The organism is Streptomyces sp. NPDC052496, from assembly GCF_040679095.1.
Taxonomy (GTDB): domain Bacteria; phylum Actinomycetota; class Actinomycetes; order Streptomycetales; family Streptomycetaceae; genus Streptomyces.
In genome coordinates this window covers 62,269-87,165 of record NZ_JBFAUH010000003.1, presented here as the reverse complement: position 1 = coordinate 87,165, position 24,897 = coordinate 62,269, and the positions used below count along the sequence as shown (strand labels likewise).

Annotated in this window: 20 protein-coding genes; 8 read left to right on the top strand and 12 right to left on the bottom strand. The window is 69.5% G+C overall.

The window, feature by feature from the left end; genetic code table 11:
* Window positions 1-159: 159 nt before the first annotated feature.
* From aspS to AB0L45_RS05760, 4 genes are all read left to right on the top strand, one after another.
* Complete coding sequence (gene aspS / locus AB0L45_RS05775) at window positions 160-1,923, top strand: aspartate--tRNA ligase (RefSeq protein ID WP_365836517.1); 1,764 nt, start codon at window positions 160-162, stop codon at window positions 1,921-1,923.
* A 68-nt stretch (window positions 1,924-1,991) separates the two neighbouring features.
* A complete protein-coding gene (locus AB0L45_RS05770) occupies window positions 1,992-2,663 on the top strand; it encodes a Uma2 family endonuclease (RefSeq protein WP_365836515.1) in 672 nt (223 codons plus the stop codon).
* A gap of 46 nt (window positions 2,664-2,709) precedes the next feature.
* Window positions 2,710-2,835: a type II toxin-antitoxin system VapB family antitoxin gene (locus tag AB0L45_RS05765; RefSeq protein ID WP_365836513.1), complete on the top strand. Its 126-nt coding sequence runs from the start codon at window positions 2,710-2,712 to the stop codon at window positions 2,833-2,835.
* 108 nt (window positions 2,836-2,943) lie between these two features.
* Entirely contained in the window at window positions 2,944-3,522 is a 579-nt protein-coding gene (locus AB0L45_RS05760) for a Uma2 family endonuclease (protein ID WP_365836511.1), read from the top strand.
* A 76-nt stretch (window positions 3,523-3,598) separates the two neighbouring features.
* Here AB0L45_RS05760 and metG read toward each other — a convergent pair whose 3' ends face one another.
* From metG to AB0L45_RS05710, 10 genes are all read right to left on the bottom strand, one after another.
* Window positions 3,599-5,308: a methionine--tRNA ligase gene (gene metG / locus AB0L45_RS05755; protein ID WP_365836509.1), complete on the bottom strand. Its 1,710-nt coding sequence runs from the start codon at window positions 5,306-5,308 to the stop codon at window positions 3,599-3,601.
* A gap of 134 nt (window positions 5,309-5,442) precedes the next feature.
* Window positions 5,443-6,252, bottom strand: coding sequence for a class I SAM-dependent methyltransferase (locus AB0L45_RS05750; protein ID WP_365836507.1), 810 nt, complete (start codon window positions 6,250-6,252; stop codon window positions 5,443-5,445).
* A gap of 356 nt (window positions 6,253-6,608) precedes the next feature.
* On the bottom strand, window positions 6,609-7,754 hold the full coding sequence (locus tag AB0L45_RS05745) for a DUF6596 domain-containing protein (RefSeq protein ID WP_365837036.1): 1,146 nt from the start codon (window positions 7,752-7,754) through the stop codon (window positions 6,609-6,611).
* Window positions 7,755-7,762: 8 nt separating this feature from the next.
* Window positions 7,763-8,170: a YciI family protein gene (locus AB0L45_RS05740; RefSeq protein ID WP_365836505.1), complete on the bottom strand. Its 408-nt coding sequence runs from the start codon at window positions 8,168-8,170 to the stop codon at window positions 7,763-7,765.
* 110 nt (window positions 8,171-8,280) lie between these two features.
* Window positions 8,281-9,831 (bottom strand): MFS transporter, encoded by a 1,551-nt coding sequence (locus AB0L45_RS05735; protein ID WP_365836503.1) that lies wholly within the window; start codon window positions 9,829-9,831, stop codon window positions 8,281-8,283.
* Between the two features lie 241 nt (window positions 9,832-10,072).
* Entirely contained in the window at window positions 10,073-10,324 is a 252-nt protein-coding gene (locus tag AB0L45_RS05730; RefSeq protein ID WP_365836501.1) for a colicin immunity domain-containing protein, read from the bottom strand.
* A 565-nt stretch (window positions 10,325-10,889) separates the two neighbouring features.
* Entirely contained in the window at window positions 10,890-15,596 is a 4,707-nt protein-coding gene (locus AB0L45_RS05725; RefSeq protein ID WP_365836499.1) for a putative T7SS-secreted protein, read from the bottom strand.
* Window positions 15,596-16,213: a hypothetical protein gene (locus tag AB0L45_RS05720; RefSeq protein ID WP_365836497.1), complete on the bottom strand. Its 618-nt coding sequence runs from the start codon at window positions 16,211-16,213 to the stop codon at window positions 15,596-15,598. Before AB0L45_RS05720 ends, AB0L45_RS05725 begins: the two co-directional genes overlap by 1 nt.
* Entirely contained in the window at window positions 16,210-16,623 is a 414-nt protein-coding gene (locus tag AB0L45_RS05715; protein WP_365836495.1) for an SseB family protein, read from the bottom strand. The genes AB0L45_RS05720 and AB0L45_RS05715 overlap by 4 nt, the downstream gene beginning before the upstream one ends.
* A 254-nt stretch (window positions 16,624-16,877) precedes the next feature.
* Complete coding sequence (locus AB0L45_RS05710; protein WP_365836493.1) at window positions 16,878-18,293, bottom strand: VWA domain-containing protein; 1,416 nt, start codon at window positions 18,291-18,293, stop codon at window positions 16,878-16,880.
* 355 nt (window positions 18,294-18,648) lie between these two features.
* On the opposite strand from AB0L45_RS05710, the gene AB0L45_RS05705 reads away from it, so the two are divergent.
* The 4 genes from AB0L45_RS05705 (at window position 18,649) to AB0L45_RS05690 (ending at window position 22,368) form a co-directional block, all read left to right on the top strand.
* Window positions 18,649-19,914, top strand: coding sequence for an alpha/beta hydrolase-fold protein (locus tag AB0L45_RS05705; protein WP_365836491.1), 1,266 nt, complete (start codon window positions 18,649-18,651; stop codon window positions 19,912-19,914).
* Between the two features lie 131 nt (window positions 19,915-20,045).
* Window positions 20,046-20,717, top strand: coding sequence for an ABC transporter permease (locus tag AB0L45_RS05700; protein ID WP_365836489.1), 672 nt, complete (start codon window positions 20,046-20,048; stop codon window positions 20,715-20,717).
* Entirely contained in the window at window positions 20,714-21,388 is a 675-nt protein-coding gene (locus AB0L45_RS05695; protein WP_365836487.1) for an ABC transporter permease subunit, read from the top strand. Before AB0L45_RS05700 ends, AB0L45_RS05695 begins: the two co-directional genes overlap by 4 nt.
* The gene (locus tag AB0L45_RS05690; protein WP_365836485.1) at window positions 21,385-22,368 is read left to right on the top strand and encodes an ABC transporter substrate-binding protein; all 984 of its coding nucleotides are present in this window, start codon (window positions 21,385-21,387) and stop codon (window positions 22,366-22,368) included. The genes AB0L45_RS05695 and AB0L45_RS05690 overlap by 4 nt, the downstream gene beginning before the upstream one ends.
* A 174-nt stretch (window positions 22,369-22,542) precedes the next feature.
* On the opposite strand, the gene AB0L45_RS05685 is transcribed toward AB0L45_RS05690, so the two are convergent.
* Both AB0L45_RS05685 and ligD read right to left on the bottom strand, forming a co-directional pair.
* On the bottom strand, window positions 22,543-23,700 hold the full coding sequence (locus AB0L45_RS05685) for a betaine/proline/choline family ABC transporter ATP-binding protein (RefSeq protein ID WP_365836483.1): 1,158 nt from the start codon (window positions 23,698-23,700) through the stop codon (window positions 22,543-22,545).
* A 117-nt stretch (window positions 23,701-23,817) separates the two neighbouring features.
* A complete protein-coding gene (gene ligD, locus AB0L45_RS05680; RefSeq protein ID WP_365836481.1) occupies window positions 23,818-24,771 on the bottom strand; it encodes a non-homologous end-joining DNA ligase in 954 nt (317 codons plus the stop codon).
* Between the last annotated feature and the right edge of the window lie 126 nt (window positions 24,772-24,897).

Here is a 24,897-nt window from a genome sequence, read left to right as displayed (position 1 = left end):
ATCACTTTATGTGGGTTTGAGGGGAGCCGACCAGCGCGGCGGACAGGACCATCATCCCATGGCCTTTATGACGCGTATATGACAACCTCTGCCGGCGGGGTGACCGGTAACCTGGAGCGGAAACTGTCACATCTCCACTTGCGACGACTTGGATGAGCGATGCATCGGTACCGGTCCCATAACTGTGGCGAGCTCCGAGCCGCGGACGTCGACACCGATGTCCGCCTCAGCGGCTGGCTGCACAACCGACGTGACCTGGGCGGCATCCTCTTCATCGATCTGCGCGACCACTACGGTCTGGTCCAGCTCGTCGCCCGCCCCGGCACCCCCGCCAACGAGGCGCTCGGCTCGCTGACCAAGGAGTCCGTCGTCCGTATCGACGGCAAGGTCAGCGCGCGCGGCGCGGACAACGTCAACCCCGACCTGCCCACCGGCGAGATCGAGGTCGAGGTCACCGCCGTCGAGGTGCTGGGCGCCGCGGAGCAGATCCCGTTCACGATCAACACCGAGGACGGCGTCAACGAGGAGAAGCGCCTCGAATACCGCTTCCTCGACCTGCGCCGCGAGCGGATGCACCGCAACCTGATGCTGCGCACCGCCGTCATCTCCGCCATCCGGCACAAGATGACCGCGCTCGGCTTCAACGAGATGGCGACGCCGATCCTGTCCGCGACCTCCCCCGAGGGCGCCCGCGACTTCTTGGTCCCGTCCCGTCTGCACGCCGGCAAGTTCTACGCGCTGCCGCAGGCCCCGCAGCAGTTCAAGCAGCTGCTGATGATCGCGGGCTTCGACCGCTACTTCCAGATCGCGCCCTGCTTCCGCGACGAGGACGCCCGCGCGGACCGCTCGCCGGGCGAGTTCTACCAGCTCGACGTCGAGATGAGCTTCGTCGAGCAGGAGGACGTCTTCGGCCCGATCGAGCAGCTGATGACCGAGCTGTTCACCGAGTTCGGCGGCGGCCGCACGGTCACCTCGCCGTTCCCGCGCATCCCGTTCCGCGAGTCGATGCTCAAGTACGGCTCCGACAAGCCGGACCTCCGCGCCGAGCTGGAGCTGGTCGACGTCTCCTCGGTCTTCGCCGGCTCCGGCTTCAAGGCCTTCGCCGACAAGCACGTCCGCGCCCTGGCCGTACCGGACACCGCCGACCAGCCGCGCAAGTTCTTCGACCAGATGGGTGACTTCGCCGTCCAGCAGGGCGCGAAGGGCCTGGCCTGGGTCCGCGTGGGTGACGAGAACGCGCTCACCGGCCCGATCGCCAAGTTCCTCACCGAGGACGACGTGAAGGCCCTGGTCGAGGCCCTGGACCTGAAGCCGGGCTCGGCGGTCTTCTTCGGCGCCGGCGAGTTCGACGAGGTCTCCAAGATCATGGGCGCGGTCCGCGTCGAGGCGGCCAAGCGCACCGGCCACTTCGTCGACGGCGAGTTCCGCTTCTGCTGGATCGTCGACTTCCCGATGTTCGAGAAGGACGAGGACACCGGCAAGATCGAGTTCTCCCACAACCCGTTCTCCATGCCGCAGGGCGGCCTGGAAGCGCTGGAGACCAAGGACCCGCTGGACATCCTGGCCTGGCAGTACGACATCGTCTGCAACGGTGTCGAGCTGTCCTCCGGCGCCATCCGTAACCACGAGCCGGACGTCATGTACAAGGCGTTCGCCATCGCCGGTTACGACAAGGAGACCGTCGAGGCCGAGTTCGGCGGCATGCTCCGCGCCTTCAAGTTCGGCGCCCCGCCGCACGGCGGCATCGCCCCCGGCGTCGACCGCATCGTGATGCTCCTCGCCGACGAGCCCAACATCCGCGAGACCATCGCCTTCCCCCTCAACGGCAACGCCCAGGACCTGCTCATGGGCGCCCCGACCGAGGTCGAGGAGTCGCGGCTGAAGGAGCTGCACCTGTCGATCCGCAAGCCGCAGGTGAAGTAGTTCGTTCGTACCTGTGAAGGGCCCGCGATCCTATGATCGCGGGCCCTTTCGCGTGCCACGCTCCGGGCATGACGCAGCTCGCAGAGAGTCCGGTCGTGGTGTATCGGGAAGACGTACGGTGGAAGGCACCACCGATCCCGGAGGAGACCGACGTGGGCGTCGTCGAAGAGCACACGAGTGTCCTGAGCCAGGAGCAGTTCGAGGAGCTGGCTCGCCTCGGTGTGCGCGTGGACGAGGCGCTGCGTTTGGAACGAATCAACGGGAAGATCGGGGAAAAGGCGTTGCCGGACGGCGACCACGGGCGGATCATCCAGTGGCTGACACGCGTGTGTATCCAGGCCGACGTCGACTGGTGGCTGCATCCGGATCAGGGCCTGCGGGTCGAGACGTACCGCAAGGGCAATGCCCGCCCCGACGGCTGCCTCGCATCGAGTGATGCCTTCGTCGGCCAGGGTGAGTGGGCGGATGCCGAGGGAGTGCTCATGGCCGTCGAGGTCACTTCCCGTGACTACGACACCAATCGCCGGGACCGCGAGGACAAGCCCAAGGCGTACGCCGAGACCGGCATCCCGGTGTACCTGCTGATCGACCGGGACACCTGCGAGGTCCAAGTGCACTCGCAGCCCGACGGCGGACGCTACGAGATGCTCCTGACCGTGCCGTTCGGGAAGGTGGTCACCCTGCCGGACCCGGTGGGCATCGACCTGGACACCGAGCCGCTGAAGGGCTGGGTGCACTGAGGCGGCGTGCCGGTTTTCGTAGGCGCATATATGGAGGCCGGTCGGCATGTCGAAACTTCTGCTGGAGATCGACGACGAGGCGCTGGCGGAAGCCCAGAAGCTCCTCGGCACGAAGACCAAGAAGGACACCGTCAACATGGCGTTGATGGAGGTGGGTGGTCAGGCGGCGTAGTCGGGCCATAGCGCTCGCCGAGCTGCGCGAAATGGGAGCGAACGGCGACTTCGACACGGGCTCCGCGCCCTAAGCTGGACCTGAGCCAGGGCGCTGGGAGGACCTCCAGTGGACAGCAACATCCATGCGCTCATCAAGATGTGGCACGAGCAGGACATTCCCGGTGGTCTGCGTGCCGAGCTGCTCGACGGCGAACTCGTCGTGCAGGCGAATCCGGGGATCGTTCATGACCTCCCCGCCCGCAGCCTCGTCCGGCACACTCCAGAGCCTTTCGAGGCATGGAGCGAGCGCGGCATCTTGGTGGCCGATGATTACCGGCCCCGTGCCGACGCCGTCATCATCCGTGCGGAAGACCGCCCGGCCCCCGACTTCGCAGAAGCGGACCTGCCGCCGCAGATCGTCCTCGCCGTCGTGGAAACGGTCTCCACGACCCGTACGGCCATCAAGCGGGACTGGGAGGACAAGCGCGAGCGGTACGCCGAGGCCGGCATCCCCGTCTACCTGATCGTCGACCCCAACGACGCCACCTGGCACGTGCTCCAGCTGGACGGCCGCCACTACGTCGAGACCGCGAAGGGCATCTTCGGCCAGGAGATCCCTCTGCCCGAGCCCATGGGCTTCACGGTACGGACGGCGGGCTGGCACCCGTACGGCGGGACTGGAGGCACCGGCGCTACGTCCGCGTAGGCGTCGTCCGCCGAACGCCGAGGGGCCCGGAACCGTTCACCGGTTCCGGGCCCCTCGACCTGCCTGCGCCGTGCGCCTACTCCGCCGCCCCGAACCGCTCCCGGTACGCCGCCAGGTCATCCTCCGTGATCTTCGCGAAGAGCACCGGCGGTACGGTGAACGCCGTACCCGCCGGGACCGAGGCCAGCGCGCGGGCCTCGTCCGCCGTGACCCAGGCCGCCGTATCGCCGTCCAGCGCGAACGCGCCGCGCATCGCCTTCGCCGCCGCCGGGATGAACGGCTCCGAGACGACCGCGTACAGGTGGATCAGGTTCATCGCCGTACGCAGCGTCAGCGCCGCCGCTTCCTGGTCGGTCTTGATCTCCAGCCAGGGGGCCTTCTCCTCCAGGTAGGAGTTGCCCGCGCTCCACAGGGCCCGCAGCGCCGCGGCCGCCTTGCGGAACTGGAGGGCCTCCATGTGACCCTCGTACTCCGCCAGCAGCTCGGCGATCTGCTCGCCCAGCTTCGCCTCGGCCTCGCCGGCCGCCGCGCCCGCCGGCACCTCGTCGCCGAAGCGCTTGCGGGAGAAGGACAGCACCCGGTTGACGAAGTTGCCGAGGGTGTCCGCCAGGTCCTTGTTGACCGAGGAGGAGAACAGTTCCCAGGTGAAGGACGTGTCGTCGGACTCCGGCGCGTTGGCGATCAGGAAGTAGCGCCAGTAGTCCGCGGGCAGCAGCTCCAGCGCCGCGTCGGTGAAGATGCCGCGCTTCTGCGAGGTGGAGAACTTGCCGCCGTAGTACGTCAGCCAGTTGAACGCCTTGAGGAAGTCGACCTTCTTCCACGGCTCGCGGGTGCCCAGCTCGGTGGCCGGGAACATCACCGAGTGGAACGGGACGTTGTCCTTGGCCATGAACTCGGTGTAGCGCACGTCGTCGGCCTCGTACCACCACGACTTCCAGTCGCGGTGCGCCGGGTCGGCGTCCGCCCACTCCTTCGTCGAGGCGATGTACTCGATCGGCGCGTCGAACCAGACGTAGAAGACCTTGCCCTCGGCGGCCAGCTCCGGCCACACGTCGGCCGGCACCGGCACGCCCCAGTCCAGGTCACGCGTGATCGCCCGGTCGTGCAGACCCTCGGTCAGCCACTTGCGGGCGATGGACGACGCCAGCGTCGGCCACTCCTCGCTGCTGTCGTCGATCCACTGCTCGACCTCGCCCTGGAGCTTGGACTGGAGCAGGAAGAGATGCTTGGTCTCGCGCACCTCCAGGTCGCTGCTGCCGCTGATCGCCGAACGCGCGTCGATCAGGTCGGTCGGGTCCAGGACGCGGGTGCAGTTCTCGCACTGGTCGCCGCGGGCCTTGTCGTAGCCGCAGTGCGGGCACGTACCGACGATGTAGCGGTCCGGCAGGAAGCGCTCGTCGGCGATCGAGTAGACCTGCCGGATGGCGCGCTCCTCGATGAAGCCGTTCTCGTGGAGCTTGCGCGCGAAGTGCTGCGTCAGCTCCACGTTCTGCTGCGACGAGCTGCGGCCGAAGTGGTCGAACTGCAGGTGGAAGCCGTCGTAGATCGCCTTCTGCGCGTCGTGCTGCTCGCCGCAGTACGCGTCGACGGACTGCCCGGCGTCCTTGGCCGCCAGCTCGGCGGGCGTGCCGTGCTCGTCCGTGGCACAGATGTAGAGCACCTCGTGGCCGCGCTGGCGCATATACCGCCCGTACACGTCGGCCGGGAGCATGGACCCCACCATGTTGCCCAGGTGCTTGATCCCGTTGATGTACGGAAGGGCGCTGGTGATGAGGTGTCGAGCCATTGCCGGCTGCTCCCAAGTCGCTACGGTGAGTGAGGTTTTGTTCTACGGAACGTCAATATCGTACTGGACGGGTACGGGGCGACCGTGCCTGGTTTCCGCGTCCTGTACGGCCCTTGATCGTCTCTTCCGCGCGATCAGGGCCGTCGGGCCACCACGAGGGCCCAGCCGGGGCTGCCGTCGGCGCGGCGGGCGGCCCCGCGTACCGGTAGGAGCTCCACGGCGAACCCGGCCTCGCGCAGATCCGCCCGTATGTCGCGCAGCGCGCAGGTCCGGTAATACATGACGAACGGCGGACGCCACAGCACATTCCGTACGCGCATCACGGCGTCGAAACCGAGCAGCGTCCAGTACAGCGCGGAGCGGGGGTGCGGGGGCGCGGCGATCGGAAAGGCGAAGATCCCGCCCGGCCGCAGCGCCCGGTGGACCCCGGCGAAGACGGCCGCGCGCTCGGCGGGCAGGAAGTGGCCGAGGGCACCGAAGGTGACGGCGAGGTCGAAGGCGGAGGTGAAGGGGAGGGCGCGGGCGTCGGCGCGTACGTACGTGACGGCGGGCTCCGTGCGCGGGGGCGCGGCCACGGCCCGGCGGGCCGCCGCGAGCCTCTCCGTAGCCGCCGCGAGCATCCCCGTACTGAAGTCGGCCCCCACGATCCGCTCCCGGCACAGGGACCGCAGCACGCCCATGCCCGCGCCCGTGCCACAGCAGACGTCGAGCCCGGCCTCGAACGGGGCGGTGGCCGCGCGCGCTGCGCCGGCCGGGCCACCGACCGGCCCGGCCGCTCCCCGGCCGAGCTCCCGCAACGCCTCCGCCGTCGCGTCGAGAATCCGGTCCGGCGTACGGAACGGCGTGTGATCGAACTTCGGTGCCAGCAGGTCGTAGCCGCGCTCCACGGAGGAGAGCGCCTGCACGGTCAGCTCGCGGAGCGTCGGTCCCTCGGGGGTGAACACGGGGCCAGGGTACTGAGGCGGGGTCTTCGGTGGTGGGTTGTTCGGCGGCGGGCTGTCCGGTGCGGGGGTCTTCGGTGGTGGGTTGTTCGGCGGCGGGCTGTCCGGTGCGGGGGTCTTCGGTGGTGGGTTGTTCGGCGGCGGGCTGTCCGGTGCCGGGCTGTTCCGCGGGGGTCTGTCTGTCAGCCCGCGGGGGTTGAGACGGGCGCCTGGCAGTCAGCCCGCAGGGCGGGTGTTGAGGTGGGCGGTCTGTCAGTTCCTTTCCAGGTCGTTGAGGTGGGCGGTCTGTCAGTTCCTTCCCAGGTCGTTGAACCGGGCGCCTGCCAGCCCCCTCAGGACCTTGAGCAGCCGGGCGCCTGTCAGTCCCCTCTCAGGGCGTTGAGTCGGGCCGCCTGGCGCGTCAGGTGATCGCGTTCGGCGAGGTTGGGCGCCTTTCCGGCGGCCTCCGCGTACAGCCGGGCCGCCGTCGCCAGGTCACCGTCCCGCTCGTGCAGGTACGCCGCCACCGCGGCATGGCGGGGCAAGGCGTCGTCCAGCTCCGCGAGCGCCGCCAGCCCGGCCCGCGGCCCGTCGGCCTCACCGACGGCCACCGCGCGGTTGAGCCGTACGACCGGGCTGTCGGTCAGCCGCGCCAGCTCGTCGTACCACTCGACGATCTGCACCCAGTCGGTCTCCTCGGCGGTCCGCGCGTCGGCGTGCAGCGCCGCGACCGCGGCCTGGGCCTGGAACTCGCCCAGCCGGTCGCGGGCGAGCGCCGCCTGGAGGATCGCGACACCCTCGGCGATCGCCCCGGTGTCCCACCGGCCGCGGTCCTGCTCGGCGAGCGGCACCAGGCTGCCGTCGGGCGCGGTACGGGCGGCGCGCCGCGCGTGGTGCAGCAGCATCAGCGCGAGCAGGCCCGCCACCTCGGGGTGGTCGATCACGGACGCGAGCTGCCGGGTGAGCCGGACGGCCTCGGCGGCGAGATCGACATCGCCGGAGTACCCCTCGTTGAACACCAGGTACAGGACGCGCAACACGGTGGCGACGTCGCCGGGCTGGTCGAGACGTACGCCGGACACGGTCCGTTTCGCCCGGCTGATCCGCTGCGCCATCGTCGCCTCGGGCACCAGGTACGCCCGGGCGATCTGGCGGGTGGTGAGCCCGCCGACGGCCCGCAGCGTGAGCGCGACCGCGGACGACGGCGTGAGCGACGGATGGGCGCACAGGAAGTACAGCTGGAGCGTGTCGTCCCCCGCGGGCGCGGGCCCGGGCGCCGGCTCCTGGTCGACGCGGTCCTCCCGCCGGCGGCGCGACGCGTCCGCCCGGGTGGCGTCGAGGAACCGGCGCCAGGCCACGGTCACCAACCAGCCCTTGGGGTCGTGCGGCTGGTCGTCCGGCCAGACGCGGACCGCCTCGACCAGCGCGTCCTGCACGGCGTCCTCGGCCGCCGCGAAGTCGGCTCCGCGGCGGACGAGGACGGCGAGCACACTCGGGATGAGGCTCCGCAGCAGCGCCCCGTCCATCTGCGGAGTCACTCCGTGACGGTGGGCGGCGCGGCCAGGAAGGGACGTACCTCCAGCCACTCGTGAATCGGCTTCCCGCCCGCCCCGGGGGCGGCCGACAGCTCCCCGGCCAGCTCGACGGCGCGCTCGTAACTGTCGACGTCGATGATCATCCAGCCGGCGATCAGATCCTTGGTCTCGGCGAACGGCCCGTCCGTGACCGGCGGACGCCCCTCCCCGTCGTACCGGACCCACGCCCCCTCGGCAGCCAGCGCCTGGCCGTCCACGAACTCGCCGGTCTTCTCCAGCCGGTCCGCGAAGTCCTGCATGTACTGCATGTGGGCGGAGATCTCCTCCGGCTTCCACTGGTCCATCGGAACGTTGTTCACCGGAGCCGGGGCGCCGCGGTAGTGCTTCAGCAGCAGGTACTTGGCCATCGTGGGTCTCCTCCGTACTGGTGCGGCCCATTGTGGTCGCGTTCACTACGGGGACGGAGCCGCTCACGGATTCTCGACACCGACGACCAAGATTTTTTCCGAGCCGTGTCTCAGCCCCTGTCCGCAGCCGCTCCGGGTGCGCTGGGCCCGGACGCACCACCATGCTTCGGCGCCTTCCCATTCACCATCACGCCCGCGACCACTGCCGCCAGCAGCATGATCCCCGCGCCCCACCCGATGGCCACCGTGAAGCCGTGCACCACCCCGTCCTTCACCACGCCCTCCCGCATCGCGGGCGTGAGACGCCCGCCGGCCTCCCGCGCGGCCGTCGCCAGGTGGCTGCCGATGTACGTCGCACTCGTCGACGTCGCGATGGTGTTCAGCAACGCCGTACCGATCGAACCGCCCACCTGCTGCGCCGTGTTCACCGTCGCGGACGTCACCCCGGAATCCTGCGGCGCGACCCCTGACGTGGCCGTGGACATCACCGGCATGAAGATCAGGCCCATCCCGAGGCCGATCAGCAGCTCGGACGGCAGCACATGCGATACGTACGCGGGCTCCGCGGTCAACGTCGTCAGCCAGAACAGCCCCGCCGCCGCGAACACCGCACCCGGCACCATCAGCGCCCGCGGCGGCAGATGGTGCAGCAGGCGCGCCGATATCTGCGTCGACCCCACAATGATCGCCGCCGTAACCGGCAGGAACGCCATCCCCGTCTTCACCGGCGAATACCCCAGCACCACCTGCAGGTAATACGTCATGAACAAGAACATCCCGAACATGGCGATGACCGCCAACGCCATGGTCAGAAACGCACCCGCACGATTCCGGTCCCGCACGATGTGCAAGGGCAGCAGCGGCGACCGCGCCCGCCCCTGCCACCACGCGAAAAGGGCCAACAACACCACACCACCCACCAACAACCCCACAACCAGCCCATCACCCCACCCCCGCGGCTGCGCCTCACTGCACCCGTAAACAATCGCGACCAGCCCACCACACCCCAACACCGCACCCGGCACGTCCAGCCGAGCCTCCCCGTGCCCCCGCCGGTCGTGCAGAAAGACCCAGGCCCCCGCGATGGCCACCACCGCGATCGGCACATTCACATAAAGACACCACCGCCAGTCCAGGTACTCCGTCAGCAACCCACCCGCGATCAACCCGATCGCAGACCCTCCACCCGCGATGGCGCCATAAATCCCGAACGCCTTCCCCCGCTCCTTCCCGTCCGTGAACGTCGTCGTCAACAACGACAACGCGGACGGCGCCAACATCGCCGCAAACGCCCCCTGCAACGCCCGCGCCCCGAACAACAACCCCTGCCCCGAAGCCGCCCCACCCAACGCAGAAGCAATGGCAAACCCGACCAGCCCCACCTCGAACGCCCGCTTCCGCCCCACCAGATCAGCAATCCGCCCACCCAACAGCAACAACCCACCGAACGCCAACGTATACGCAGTGATCACCCACTGCCGATTCGCATCCGACATATGCAGCTCCCGCTGCGCAGACGGCAACGCAATATTCACAATCGTCGCATCCAACACCACCATCAACTGCGCCAGCGCAATGACAACAAGCCCCCACCACCGCCGCGGATCAGGCTCCCCAGCCCCACCCACCGCCCCCGACCCCTGCGTCCGACTCTGGCTCATGAGGACCCGCCTCCGCCGTGGTCAACAGTCAGCGACCACCCCGACCGGGAGGTCGCAGCCCGAATCCAGCGTAGGCGCTGCCCCGCCTCCCCGCCCGTCGGCCGATTCGGACTGGCTTTCCTCGATCGGTACCGGGATCCAGCGACGGATGCGGTCGGTCTTATCCATTAATCCCTCCCCATCCACTGCGAACGGATTCGGACTCATGCGCTGAGCGCTGCACTCAAGTGAGCATGCGGCGCTACTGACCCGTTTGCGTGAGCCGTCCAAAAATCTCTCGTACTCGCTCCACAACTTCCGCCTCCGTCAGGTCTTCGGGCTCCTTGAATGCTGGATCGATCGAGTAATCCTCCAGGGTGTAGAAGACTTCGTCCAACGCCGCGTCAAGAGGGGAGCGCAAGCGATCCCCTTCGCTCAGGGCTCGACGCCGGGCAGCCAGCCATTCCTCAGCGAAACGAGACACCGCCAGGCGTCCGTTCAGAAGGGACTGCATGAGCTCCAGTTGCTCATATGTCCCGCTTCCGTCGGCTACGTCATCTGGCTTTGCCCAAGAATGCTTAAATGGAGGAAAAGTTTTGGCTACCTCAATCAGGGTCGACCGGTGTCGGGTGGCCTTCTTGGCGTACCTCGAAAAGTCGACGAGAGCTTGATCAACTCCTTCGGGGAAGGCTCCCTTGAGGAAGCGGGGGGTTCCGGCGATGAGTGCGTAACCAGAACCCGGGTAGAGCAGTGCTCCGGTGAGCGACAAGGGTGCGGCCAGGCGCTGCCCCGGGCGCCGTAGGAATTCTTCCTGTAGGTGACCGGCCGGCACTTGCGTTGTGCGCCCTACCCCCTGTGGGCTCCGATCGCCTAGCAAGGCGATGAAATACAATTCTTCCGTACCGCTTTCTCGGCACCCCGCAATCAAGCGCCGTAGGGGGCCAGGATCTGAATCATTGGATACTGGCAGCGGCGCTACTCGCTTACCATTCTTTCTTAGCCAGGAAGGGGAGAAGGAATTGTTGGAGGAAATAAGGTCGGTTGTCAGGAATGAGTCGTCATTGGGTGACACTTGGTCATCACCACAGCCTTCCCTTGTCAACAATGTCCGAAAATTGCCTGTCGCCGAGCTTCCAGGCCGACCAGAACCTTCCGTCGGCTCGAAGCATGACCATTTTGTTCGTGGCGGGGTCAATGAAGCCGACGGCGGATCCCTGGTTCCTGTAATTGAAGCGGTATATTTTTGTGTCCCCGGCCGTCATGTGTTCGCGCATGGCCTGCTCGAATTTTTTCATATTCGCGCCATTCATGTTTCCTGGTGAGTCCAGGAAGTCTGATGCATGCGCATGGTACTTCTTGCTCATCACCTTTTGGCTCGAAAAGTCGGCCTTCTTCTCCCATGATGCCCGTGCGCAGGGGGACAGGCCCCATGGATCCGACCAGCCGTGCGGATTATCTACGTAAGCGATCGGGTTCGGTGCAGGTTCGAGCCCCAGAGGGTCCGGCGACGCGTAGCGGCCCACGTCCGGGTCGTAGTGCCGGAAATAGTTGTAGTGAAGCTGTGTTTCCGCGTCGAAGTATTGGCCTGGGAAACGCAGGGGGGTGTATGCAGTGGCACCCTTCTTCCACCCCGTGGTTCCCCAAAGGGTGGTCCTGGTCTGCCACGCCACCTCCCCCGACTCCGAGACCAACTCCGTAGGAGTCCCCACCAAATCCGTGACGATGCTGAAGAAGCGCTCGTCGATCACCTGTTGTGGTGCGGAGGACAGGCCGGGCGTGGTGAGTTTGCGTTCGGTTTGGGTGAGTGGGGTCAGGTCCTGGTGGTCCCAGGTGAGGGTTAGGGAGTGGGGGGAGGTGGGGGTGGTGGTGGATTGTTCGGTGAGGGTGGGACCGTCCCAGGTGAAGTGGGTGGATTCGAGGATTGTGGAGCCGTCGGGGGTCAGGCGGTGTTTGGCGGTGCGGCGGCCGAGGGGGTCGTAGGTGTAGCGCCAGGGGGTGCCGTCGGGGGTGGTGACGGCGGTGAGGCGGTCTTCCGCGTTCCAGGTGTAGTGCCAGGTGTCCGGCTTGCGGGAGAGGCGGGTCTTCTGGCGGAGGGTGACGCGGCCGAGGGCGTCGTGTTCGTAGCGGATCGAGCCGGCGCGGTTGATGCGGGTGCCGGTGTAGGAGCGGGGGCCCTGGGCGGCGGCGCCGGCGTGTTCGGTGGGCCAGGTGGCGTGGGTCTGGTTGCCGGACTCGTCGTAGGTGTAGGTCTCCGACCAGTCCGCGGCGTTGACGGCCGTGACGCGGCCCGCGCGGTCGAGGTCGAAGGTGCGGTGGCCCCGGGCGGAGTCGTCGATTCCGGTGAGGTTGCCGTCGGGGCGGTAGGTGTAGGTGCGGGAGAGGAGGGGCGTGAGGGGGGTGTGGGGTGAGGAAGAGGTGAGGGACTGGGAGGCCAGGCGGCCTGTGGGATCCCAGGCCTGGGTGAGGGTGAGGGCGTCGGAGAGGTGGCGGGCGGTTTCGCGGCCGGCGGCGTCGTGGTCGAAGGCGAGCGGGTGGCCGGAGGCCGACATGTGGGTGCGGTTGCCGGCGGCGTCGTAGGTGTAGGTGGTGGTGGCGCCGGTGGGTGTCGTGCGGGAGGTGCGGCGGCCGAGCGCGTCGTAGGTGAAGGAAAGCGTGCGGCCGTTGACGGTTTCGGTGAGGGCGCGGCCGAGAGCGTCGCGGGTGTAGGTGACGGTCGCGTCGGGGTTGCTGGTGCGGAGGAGGCGGCCGGCGGTGTCGTACTCGTAGGTGGTGACGAGGCCCGCGGCGTTCTTCTCGGCGAGGTGGCCGAGGGGGGTGTGGGTGTAGGTGGTGGTCTGGCCGAGTGCGTCGGTGCGGGTGGTGAGTTGGCCGGACGCGTCGTGGGTGTAGGTCAGGACGCGATCGTCGAAGTCGGTCTCGGAGGTCAGGCGTCCTGCGCCGTCGTAGGCGTAGTTCCAGGTCAGGCCCTGTGGGTTGGTGACCTGGGTGAGGCGCAGCTCGGTGTCGTGGGTGAAGGTGTGGCGGGTGCCGTCCGGATCGGTGCGGGCCGCGAGCAGGTCGAAGTGGGTGTATTCGAAGCGGGTGACCTGGCCGATGGCGTCGGTGTGTGAGGTGCGGTTGCCCTCGCCGTCGTACGTCCAGTGCTCGGCGGCGCCGGTGGGGTCGATGCGGGTGGCGAGCCGGCCCTCGACGGTCCAGACGAGGTGTGTGGTCTCGCCGAGAGGGTCTGTTACGGAGGTGATGCGGCCGAAGGCGTCGCGGCGGTAGTGGGTGCGGGCGCCGAGCGGGTCGGTGGTGGAGAGCGGCAGTCCCGCTTCGTTGCAGTAGAGGCGGGTGGTGTTGCCGAGGGCGTCGGTGACGGAGGAGAGGTGGCCCCGGGAGTCGTAGGCGTAGTGGGTGGTGGCGCCTGCGGGGTCCGTGGAGGAGGTGCGGTTGCCGCCGAGGTCGTAGGTGTGGGACCAGGTGGTGCCGTCCGGTCCGGTGGTGGTGAGCGGCAGGCCGCGGTCGTTGTACGTGGACGTGGTGCGGCTGCCGTCGGGGAGGGTGACCTCGGTGGGGCGGCCTTCGTCGTCGTACGTGAAGCGGGTCGTGCGGCCGAGCGGGTCGGTCACGGACAGGACGCGGTGTTTCGCGTCGCGGACCGTCCGGGTCGTGGCGCCGGTGGGGTCGGTGGTGGCGACGACCTGGTGGCGGTCGTTGACCAGGTGGCGGGTGACCTGGCCGTGGGAGTTGTGGTGGAGGTTGGTCCGCAGCCCGGTGTCGGGATCGGGGTCGCCCCAGTCGAAGTGGGCGCGCAGGTGCCCTTCGGTGCCGCTCTGCCATATGCAGCGGTGCTGGTCGTCGTACGCGTAGCTGTACGAGCTGTGGTTGGTGTCCGTCCATGACGTGATGCGGTCCGCGGCGTCGTACGTGAAACGCAGCGGCAGCTCGGAGGAGTCGGTGACGGTGGTGAGGTTGCCGGACTCGTCGTAGCCGTAGCGGCGGATGAGCTGGTCGCCTCCGCCGGGGGCCGCTCCGGCCAGGTGGAGGGCGGTGACGCGGCCCGCCTCGGTGGTGAGCAGCAGACGGTAGCCGGCGCTGTGGGTGATGGCGGTCGGCGTGCCGGTCTCGTCGTAGTCGAAGGTGTGGCGGTTGCCCCGGCGGTCGGACATCTCGTCGAGGACGGCGATGTCGTCGGTGTACGTGGTGAAGTACCAGCGGGTGCCGCCGACGGGGTCGACGACGACGTAGTCACCGTCCGGCGTCCGCTCCAGCGGGTGGCCCTCGCCCTCGACGGGCAGGGTGGGCACGCCGACGGCCGGGTGCGGGTAGGCGAGCAGATTGCCTTCCTCGCCGACGAGGATGACGCCCTCGGCGTCGATCTCCAGGCGCTGGTCGACGGTGCTCATCCAGGTGGGGCCGAACCAGCGGCCCGTCCGGTAGGACGATTCGAAGGTGCGGCTGAAGGTGAGCGGCAGGCTGCCGGGCAGGGTGATGTCGGTCTGCGGCAGGATCATGCGGCCGGTGGCCATGTCGATCGGGTCGCTGCCGAAGGTCTTGCACCAGGCGCGGCGGGCGCGGTCGCGCAGGGTGGTCTTTCCGGCGTCCTTGACCGCGGAGCGTGCGGTGTCCTTGGCGAGACCCTTCGCGCCGGCCTTGGCGGCTCCCTTGGCCAGGCCGCCCGCCCCCTTGCCGCCCACGAGGTTGACGATCAGGGATCCTGCCGCGTCCGCCGGGTCACTGCCCCAGCCCGTGCCGAGCAGGGCCTTGGGCAGCCGCTCGGGATGGGCGACGGTGGTGGTGAGGCCCAGGAGCGTGGTGGACACGTTGGACATGTACTGGAAGGGATGGGTGAGGTTGTAGACGTCCAGCGGGTTGACCGTACGGACCAGCTTCACCGTTTCGGCCCCGGCCCTGAGCGCACCGCCTGCCAGGTGCATGAGCTGGATACCGCCGGACACCGCCCCGTCCGACACGTCGGAGAGGAACTGCTGGGTGAACTTGGGCTCCCGCGGCGCGTGGGCCAGCGCCTGGCTGATCGCGTGCTGGGCACGCTCCGCGGCCTCGTCCCGCTGGTGGCGGGCGTTCTTGAGCAATTCCTGGGCGGCCTTGCGCCCTTCCTCACCGGGGTCGGTGAAGGCGCCCGGCTTCTGGGGCTGCTGCCCCGGGTCGGCGTTCTTCTCCAGGGCGGCGTTGTACGCGTCGACCTTGGAGTTGTACGACTCCACCTGGGCCTGGTAGGCGTCGACGGCCTTTTTCGTGGCGTCCTGCGCGGCCTTGTACTTGTGGATGGCCGTCTCGGCCTTGCTCTGGGCCCAGGAGACCGTCTCCCCGTACGCGTGCAGGGCCTTGCTCGCAGCTTCGCAGGCGTCCGCGGCCTGCATCCACTGCTTCGGGTGGGCGTCGAACTCCTCGTGGAAGCTGTCCGCCGCCTTGCCCTCCCAGCCGCCGGAGTCCAGCTTGCGCAGGCCCTGCCCGACCCGTTCGAACGCGGTGTAGAAGTCCTTCAGGTGCGCGGCGGACTCGTTGATCGCGGAGGCGTCACCGTGCACCAGGTCCTTGGGGTCGTCGGACTCGCCCAGGTTCCGCTCGTCGACGTGGGCGCCGAGGTTGTCGGCGACGTCCTCGCCCGCGGAGCGGACCTTGTCGGCGACTCCTTCCGCGCCGACCGAGTCCAGGGCGTCGGCGGTCTTGTCGGTGACGAACTCGACCCCCTCGCCCAGCTTTTCCTTGGCGCCGTCGACGATGTCCCCGGTCTTGTCGGCCACCGTGTCGACGACGTTGCCCAGCCCGTCGAGGATGCCCATCAGCCCTCACCACCGTCGTGCTGCGCGTCCTTGGCCTCGGTCTGGCCGACGCCCATGGCCTTCAGCGCCAGGTTGTGGTCGGCGTCGCCCGCCCACTTGGACGTGGACCAGTCCTGCTTCGTCTGCTCCCACGACGTACGGATCCGCTCGTACGACTCCTTCGAAGCCGCCGAGTTCATGTCGTAATCGGCGTCCCTGATCTGGGTGAACGGGTTGTCGTCGCGGATCTGCTCCCAGGACTTCTTCTTGATCTCCTCCGAGGACAGCGCGGGGTCACCGATCGCCGCGTTTGTCGTGATCTTGAGCTGATCGGAAACGTACTGTTCCTGCTCGTGGTAGAGGCCGGCCGACAGGTCGAGGCGGCGGGCGAAGGAATTGGCCTCGTGCACCAGGGCGCGGACTCCCCAGGTCCAGCGTTCGCAGAACGTCTCGAAAGTCGACGCGAGTTCGGCATGTCCGGCTTCCATTCCGGTCAGCTGGATCTTCTCGAAGCCGTGGCCGAGCTGTGCCTGGCTGTCGAATCCCAGCTCTTTGAGTTCCGAGATGGTGTCGTTGATGCCTTTGCTGACCTGCTGGAGTGCCTGCTGGTCGAGCTTGTAGCCGTTCCCCGCGCTCATATGCGGTCACCGCCGGGGCCGGGCAGGGGCGTGGAGCCGGAGGCGGGCGCCTGCTCGCCCTCATCGGTGTGCACGGCTACGGAGTCCGGCACGATGCCGGGCGCCGGCGGGAAGAGCATTCCCTGTTCACTACCGGCGTCCAGGGCGACACCGGCCGGTCCCCCGACGGCCGGGACGACGACATCGAGCAGCCGGGCGCCCAGTGCGGAGACGTACTGCCAGTGTGTCTCCGGTGCGCTGCCTCTGGCGAGCGCGAAGCGGTTGAGGGCGTCCTCGTCCGTGAATGCGTAGAGCCAGCGTATTCCGCCCCATTCGGCGGACATGAGCCCGTCATCGGATACGGGCACCAGGACGCTCGTGCGCCGGAATTCCCCGATGAGCGCCGCCGGGTCGCCTTCGTACGCGTACATACCGGCAATTTCTTCGGTCAATGGCATAGCAGCCCCCCACCCCCGTGTGGTCAACGCGTAACACTCTTACACATGGCACTGACAATGCGGCTGAGGTGGGTGGAAGCCGGCCGGGCGGCTGATGTGATGAAGAATTCAACCAGGCGTCGCGGTGGAAATGACCACGGCCGCGGCGGGCCGGGTGGCCCGGCCGCGGCCGGTGGGTGGGGCTGGGTCTGCACGAGGTGCAGGGTGGGGCTGGTGGGGCTGGGGCGTCAGGAGGGGAGGATGCCGGCGGTGCGGGCTTCCTGGAGCCAGGCGGGGAACTCGACCATCAACTGCTGGTAGAGGTCGGCGTCGGCGAGGGAGCGGGGGTCGCGGCCGGCGTGGAAGAAGCCCGCGTTGTCGACGACGCGCTTCTCCGGTACGGCCAGGTCGTCCAGCTTGCGGAGGAAGTCGAAGCCCTTGGCGTCCGGGTCGCCGAAGCCGACGAACTGCCAGAAGATGGGCAGCTTCGCGGCCTCGCAGAGGGCCTTCTCCGCGGCCGGCTTGGAGGTGGGGGCGCCGTCGGTCTGGAAGATGACGAAGGCGGGGTCGGTCGCGCCGGACTTCTCGTAGTGCTCGATCACGGCGTTGATGGCCCAGTGGTAGTTCGTGCGGCCCATGTGGCCGAGGCCCGCGTGCAACTCCTCGATGCGGCCCTCGTAGTTGCCCAGGTCGAGTTCGGCGGTGCCGTCGACGTCGGTGGAGAAGAAGACCACCGGTACGGTGCCGTCGTCGTCGAGGTTGGCGGACAGGCCGAGGGCCTGTTCGGCCAAGTGCTGGACCGTGCCGTCCTTGTAGTAGTTGCGCATCGACCCCGAACGGTCGAGGACGAGGTAGACCGCGGCCCGCTGGGTGGCCAGCCCCTGCTTCTCCAGGGACACCCGGGCAGCTTTGTAGAGGCTGACGAGGGCGGGGGCCTGGGTTTCGACTTTGGTGAGGGAGGTGGGGGTGGGGGTGGGGGCCACCTTGGTTCCGGTTCCGGGTTCAGTTTCGGGTTCGGTTCCGGTTCCGGTTCCGAGTTCTGTTTCGGGCTCGGGCTCAGGCTTGGTCTCGGGCTCAGGTTCGGGCTTGGCTTCGGTCTTCGGCTCGACCTTCGGCTCGACCTGCGGCTCGGCCTCTGGTTCGACCTTCGGCTCGGGCTTGGCAGCCTCGGGCGCCGGCTCCGCCTTGGCTTCAGGCGTCGGCTCCGCCTTGGCCCCGGCCTCCGGCTCGCGGGTCTCGGCGGTCGGCGCCTCCGCCTCCCGGGTCTCGACGACCGGCGCCTCCGGGGTCTCGACGACCGGGACCTCCGCCTCCCGTACCTCCGCCTCACGTACCTTCGCCTCCCGTACCTCCGCCTCCGATGCACGCTTCTGTGTGTCGAAGGCCTGGGAGACGAGGTCGGAAGCGGAGTTCTCGGAGGGGGACGGGCTGCCGGACGATGTCGCCTGGTTGGGCAGGGATGTGGCCGGCGGGTCGGTGGGGGCGGTGCGGGCGGTGGGGACGGCGGGGTCGCGGGGGGTGGCGGGTTCCGGGGTGGCCTCTTCGCGGGCCTCCGGGATCGTCGCTGTTTCCGGCGTCCGAGTGCCGCTCGCCGCCTCGTTCGATTCCTCGCGGGCCGCCTTGGAGCGACCGAAAGCGTTGCGCAGCAGACTCCGAATGCCCATCGGCGAACCTCTCTAGCGTGTGTGCGGTGCGGCGAATGTCCGAGAAGCGCGGACATGTCCCTGACCAGGCCGGACACGTAAGGGTAGCCGCCTGGGCCGGTCCCATCGTGGGACACCGCGCGTCTCGCGGTACGCCCCGTTTGAGTGTTTTGTGGCTTGAGCTGGTGTGGGGGTGCGGGAGCTGGTGGGGGTGTGCGGGCGGGGCGTGTGTGGGGAGAGCGTATGTGCGGCGGGCGGGTGTGCGAAGGGGTGGGGTGTAGCTCGTGTGGTGACCCAAAGCCCGTACGCCCGTTGACCCTGGCGGCGGTCCGGAGGTCCGGGCGGCTCGCGTACGGGTGACGGGAGAGGTGGGCGCATGGGGCTGACCAGTCAGTCGCTCGAAATCGCGATGATCACGCTGGCCGTGGCGTGCGTGGTGCTCACGGTGTGGCGCTGGCCGCGGCTGTCCGGGCGCGGCGTGCTCCCCGTACTGGGCAGGATCGGTTCCATCCTCGTCACCCAGGTGGCGGTCCTGTGTTCGCTCGCCCTGGCGGTGAACTCCAGTTTCGAGTTCTACAGCAGCTGGGACGAGCTCCTGGGCAACACCGATGACGCACCGGTGGCGGTGAACAAGGGCGGCGGCCCGCGGTACGCCGACGCCCGCAGCCTCCGGGGCGGGCTGGTCCAGCCCGCGGGCCCGCAGGGGCTGGACCGGGTGACCGGCCTGCCGCAGGGCGCGCCCAGTGAGGCCGGCAAGGTGGAGTCCGTACGGATCGTCGGGCGCCGTACCCGCGTCGTGAACCCGGCCTTCGTCTACCTGCCGCCGCAGTACTTCCAGCACCAGTACCGCCGCCAGCGCTTCCCCGTCTCCGTCGTGATCAGCGGCTACCCGGGCGGCATCATGAACCTCGCGCAGCACCTCCGGATCCCGCAGACCGCGGGCGAGCTGATCGAGGCGGGCCGGATGCAGCCGACCGTGCTGGTGATGGTCCGGCCGACGATCGCGCCGCCGCGGGACACCGAGTGTGTGGACGTACCGGGCGGGCCGCAGGCCGAGACGTTCTTCACGCAGGACCTGCCGGAGGCCGTCAAGGCGGCCTACCGAGTGGGACACGATCCGAGCGCCTGGGGTGCCTTCGGGTATTCGTCCGGTGGTACGTGCTCGCTGCTGCTGGCCCTGCGCAACCCCGGCGTCTACACGTCCGCGGTCTCGCTCTCCGGCGATTACGCCGTCAAGGACGACCTGACGACGGGGAACCTGTTCGGCGGCGGAGCGGCTGCCGCGCGGCGGGAGCGCGAGCACGATCTGCTGTGGCGCCTGGCGCGCCTGCACGTACCGCGGGTCTCGGCGCTGGTGGCCAGCAGCCGCCTGGGCGAGCCGAACTACCGCGACACCCTGCGGTTCATCCAGGCGGCGAAGCCTCCGATGACCGTGGACTCCATCATCCTGCCGCGCGGCAGCCACCAGTTCTCGACGTGGCGGCGGGAGGTCGCGCCGGCTCTGGAGTGGCAGGGCCGGCAGCTGACGTTCCCGCAGGATGTGGAGTCCGCGCACGCGCCACCGAAGCGGCCGGGGGCGGGGGCGACGCCGTCCGCGGTGCCAGGCCCCGGTAGCAGCCAGCGTCTGCGCCCATCCCCGTAACCCGTGACCCGCGACCCGTGACCCATAGCCCGTAGCCCGTAATCCGTAGCCCATGACCCGTAACCCGTAACCCGTAACCCGTCCAGCCCACCCCGCAAGACACCCACCCCCCGCCGCGGTGGACTTCTACAGTGACTGCCCCTCCGGACGACTGCCTGGCCCGCAACGACTGGATCTGTGGTGACTACCTCGCCACCCGCCGCCACATCCTCCTCGACGCGGCGCTCCAGCATCTGCACCTGACCGTGGTGTCCGTGCTGCTCGGCCTGGTGATCGCGTTGCCGCTGGCGCTGATCGCGCGCCAGTGGCGCTGGACGGTGGGGCCGGTGCTGGGCGTCACGACCGTGCTCTACACGATCCCGTCGCTGGCGATGTTCTCGCTGCTGCTGCCGCTGTACGGGCTGTCGTCCACCCTCGTGATCGTGGGGCTGGCGCTGTACTCGCTCACCCTCCTCGTACGGAACATCCTGGCGGGCCTGGCCGGCGTACCGGAGGAGGCGAAGGAGGCGGCCCGCGGCATGGGGTACGGGCCGCTGCGGCAGCTGCTGGCCGTCGAGCTGCCGCTGGCGGTGCCCGCCGCGATGGCCGGGCTGCGGATCGCGACCGTCTCCGCCGTCGCACTGACGACGATCGGGGCGATCGTCGGCCACGGCGGGCTGGGCAACCTGATCTACGCGGGCATGAACTCGTTCTTCAAGGCGCAGGTGCTGACGGCGTCCGTGCTGTGCGTCGTCATCGCGGTCGCCTTCGACCTGCTGCTGCTCGGTCTGGAGCGGCTGCTGACACCGTGGCGGCGCGCGTGAAGACGCTCGCGGACGTCTGGTCCTGGCTCGGTACGGGCGCGCACTGGGCCGGTGAGAACGGCATCTGGCACCGCCTCACGGAACACCTGCTGCTGACCGTCGGCTGTCTGCTCGCCGCCTGCCTGATCGCGCTGCCCGTCGCCGTCACCCTCGGGCACCTCGGCCGCGGTGGCGCCCTGGCCGTCAATCTCGCCAACGTGGGGCGCGCCGTGCCCACCTTCGCGGTACTGGTGCTGCTCCTGCTCACCCCGCTCGGGCGGCACGGGGACTGGCCGACGTTCATCGCGCTCGTGCTGTTCGCGCTGCCGCCGCTGCTGACCAACGCGTACGTCGGGATGCGGGAGGTGGACCGGGACGTGGTGGAGGCGGCGCGCGGGATGGGGATGTCCGGCGGGCAGCTGGTGTGGCGGGTGGAGGTGCCGCTGGCGCTGCCGCTGGTGCTGACCGGGGTGCGGATCGCGGCGGTGCAGCTGGTGGCGACGGCGACGCTGGCCGCGCTGGTCGGCGGGGGCGGGCTCGGACGGATCATCACCGCGGGCTTCAACTTGGCGAGTACGCCGCAGGTGGTCGCGGGGGCGGTGATCGTGGCGGTGTTCGCGCTGCTGATGGAGGCGGTGTTCGAGGTGGTGCAGCGGCTGGGGCCGGCCTGGACACGGGGGAGGGCGCGATGAGCGGGCGGGGTGGTGAGCTGGTGGGCGGGCTCCGGCGTACGCGCCGGAGGCTTCACCTGGGCGCACTGCTGGCGCTGGTGCTTCTCGCCGGCTGCGCCACCGGCCCCTCCCTGGAGAACCGCGGCCAGGTCACCGCCGCGCCCGGCGACAGCAAGCACCTGTCCATCGGTTCGGCCGGCTTCACCGAGAGCGAGCTGCTGGCCCAGATGTACGCGGTACTGCTCCGCAAAGCGGGTTACGAGGCCGGCATCCTGACCGTCGGCAACCGTGAGCTGTACGAGCCGTCCCTGGAGAGCGGCCAGATCGACGTCGTACCCGAGTACGCGGCGACCTTCGCCGACTGGCTGAACGCCAAGACCAACGGCGCCGACGCCGACCCGGTAGCCTCGCCGGATCTCGGCACGACGATGCGGGCGCTGCGCGCCCTGGCCACGCCCCGCGGCCTGACCGTGCTGCCGCCGGGCCGGGCCGTCGACCAGAACGCGTTCGCCGTGGCCGCCCCGTACGCGGAGCAGCACCGCCTGAAGACGCTCAGCGACCTGGGGCGCGCCAAGCTGCCGGTACGGCTGGCGGCGGGCGACGAGTGCGTACAGCGGCCGTTCTGCGCGCCGGGCCTGAAGCGTACGTACGGGATCGACATCACGGCCGTCGACCCGAAGGGGGTGGGCACCACGCCCGCCAAGCAGGCCGTGCAGAACGGGCAGGACCAGATGGTGCTGACGACCAGTACGGACGCGACGGTCGAGCAGTTCGGGCTGGTCTTCCTGGAGGACGACAAGAAGCTCCAGAACGCGGACTACGTCGTTCCGGTGGTCAACCGGGCCCGTGCGGGCAGTGCGCGGGTCGCCGCGGCCCTCGGCAAGCTCAACTCCGTCCTGACGACGGAGGACCTGGCCGAGCTGAACCAGCGGGTGGACAGCTGGCGGCGGCTCCCGGAGGACGTGGCGCGGGACTATCTGCGGAAGAAGGGGCTGCTGTGAGCCGGTGGGAGGGGGGCTGCTGTGAGTCGGTGGAAGGGAGCTGCCGTGGTTCCGGGGCTGCGGGGCCGCGGGGGCCCCGAGCCGGACCGCCCGATCACTCCGAGGCACCTCAGCCCGTAGCACCTCACTCCGTAGGCACCTCACCCCGTAGACACCTCACCCCCCGTAGGCACCTCACTCCGTAGGCACCGAGTCCACCTCCGCCTCCTCCCGCGGCACCCCCTGCTCGTCCGACCCGATCGTGCGCCGTAGTGCCTCGTGCAGCCGGGCCGGGGTCAGGACGCCCAGGAAGCGGGTGCCGTCCACGACGGCGATCCAGCCCGCGTCGTACTTGAGCATCTCGCTGAAGGCGTCCTTGAGGGAGCCGGTCACCGGTACCCAGGCCTCCATCCGGCGGGCCTGCGCCGAAACGTTCCCTTGCGTGCCGGACATCTCCTCCGTACCCACCCACCCGTGCAGCCCGCCCTCCTCGTCCAGGACGACGGCCCAGCGCGCGTCCTGCGCGCGCAGCCGGTCCGCCGCCCGGGCGGCCGGCTCGCCGAGGCGGGCGAAGGGCGGGTGCTCCAGGTCGCCGGGGTCGATGCCGGTGACCGCGAGCTGCTTCAGGGCCCGGTCGCTGCCGACGAACTCGGCCACGTACGGGGAGGCCGGCGCGCCCAGCACGCTCGCCGGGGTGTCGTACTGCTCGATGCGGCCCTGCCCGTAGACCGCGATCCGGTCGCCCAGCCGGATGGCCTCCTCGATGTCGTGGGTGACCAGCAGCACCGTCTTGTGCAGCGCCGCCTGGAGCCGCAGGAACTCCTTCTGGAGCCGGTCGCGGACGACCGGGTCGACCGCCCCGAACGGTTCGTCCATCAGCAGGACGGGCGGGTCGGCGGCCAGCGCGCGGGCCACCCCGACGCGCTGCCGCTCGCCGCCGGAGAGCTGGTCCGGGTAACGCGGCCCGTGCAGGGCCGGGTCCAGGCCCACCAGCTCCAGGAGTTCGGCGGCGCGGGCGCGGGCCTTCTTGCGCGGCCGGCCGAGCAGGAGCGGGACGGTGGCGGTGTTGTCGAGGACGGTGCGGTGCGGGAAGAGGCCGGTCTGCTGGATGACGTAACCGATGCGGCGGCGCAGGCGTACGGGGTCGGCCGTCGCGATGTCCTCGTCCTCGACGAGGATGCGGCCGCCGGTCGGGTCGATGAGCCGGTTGACCATCTTCATCGTCGTGGTCTTGCCGCAGCCGGACGGCCCGACCAGCGTCACCAGCTCGCCCTCGGCGACCTCGAAGGACAGGTCGTCCACGGCGGTGGTGCCGTCGGGGTAGCGCTTGGTGACGGACTCGAACCGGATCATTGGTCCATTGAAGCCCGCACCCGGGAGCCGGTCGCCTTATACGGGCAAACGGGCCTTCTCGCCGAGAAGCGCCCTGCTCCGTACCGAGAAGCGCCCTGCTCCGCACCGAAACGCGCTCTACTCCTTCACCCCTCCCACCCCTCCCAGCCCCTCCAACCGCTCCCGCGCCGCCCGTACCGACCGGCCGCGCCAGGACAGTCCGGCCCACGGGTCGTCCTCGGCGAGGCGGTCGGGGAGGGTGGCCACCGTCCACCGCCGGGCCGTCAGCCCGGGGTCGTCCAGCTCGTCGCGGCTGATCGGGGTGGCCACCGGCGCGCCCGGCAGGGCCCGTACGGAATAGGGCGCGACCGCCGTCTGCGCGTACGCGTTGCGCTGCACGTCCAGGTAGACGCGGCCCTTGCGCTCGGCCTTGCGCTGCTCGGTGGTGAGCCGGTCCGGGTGCTGCCGGGCGAGCCGTTCGGCGGCCAGGTGCGCGAAGTCGCGCACCGTGTCGAAGTCGGAGCCGCCGTCCAGCGGGGCGATGACGTGCAGGCCGCGCGATCCGGTGGTCATCAGGCGGGCGGGCAGCTTCAGTTCGTCCCACAGCTCGCAGACCCGGTGGGCGGTCCACCGTACGTCCTCGAAGCCGGCGCCCTCGGACGGGTCGAGGTCGAAGATCAGCAGGTCGGGGTGGTCGGGGCGGTGTTCGCGGGAGAGCCAGCGGTGGACGGTGACGGTGGCCTGGTCCGCGAGGTAGACCAGGGTCGCCGCGTCGTCGCACACGACGTGGGTGACGGTGCCGCCCTCCTTGGACTGCTCGGAACGCCGTACCCACTCGGGGAAATACTCGGGGGCGTTCTTCTGCATCAGGGGCCTGCCGCCGATGCCGTCGGGGTGGCGCTCCATCATCAGGGGCCGGTCGCGCAGGTGCGGTACCGCGCGCCGGGCGACCGCCTTGTAATGGTCGGCGAGGTCGGCCTTGGTGATCCCGTCGTCCGGGAAGAGGACCTTGCCGGGCCGGCTGACTTCGACCGTACGCCGCCCCGCTTTGATGGTGTGTGCGTCGTCCGCGCCGCCGCTGCTGCCGCTCATACCGAGGACGGGTAACCGGGCGGGCCGGGGGGCAAACGCGGCGCGCCGAGCGGGCCGGAGGGCACCGGTTCGGCGGGGGGCCGTACGAGTTGCTTCCGGGGCACCGCCCCTCGTCCTGCCGGATAC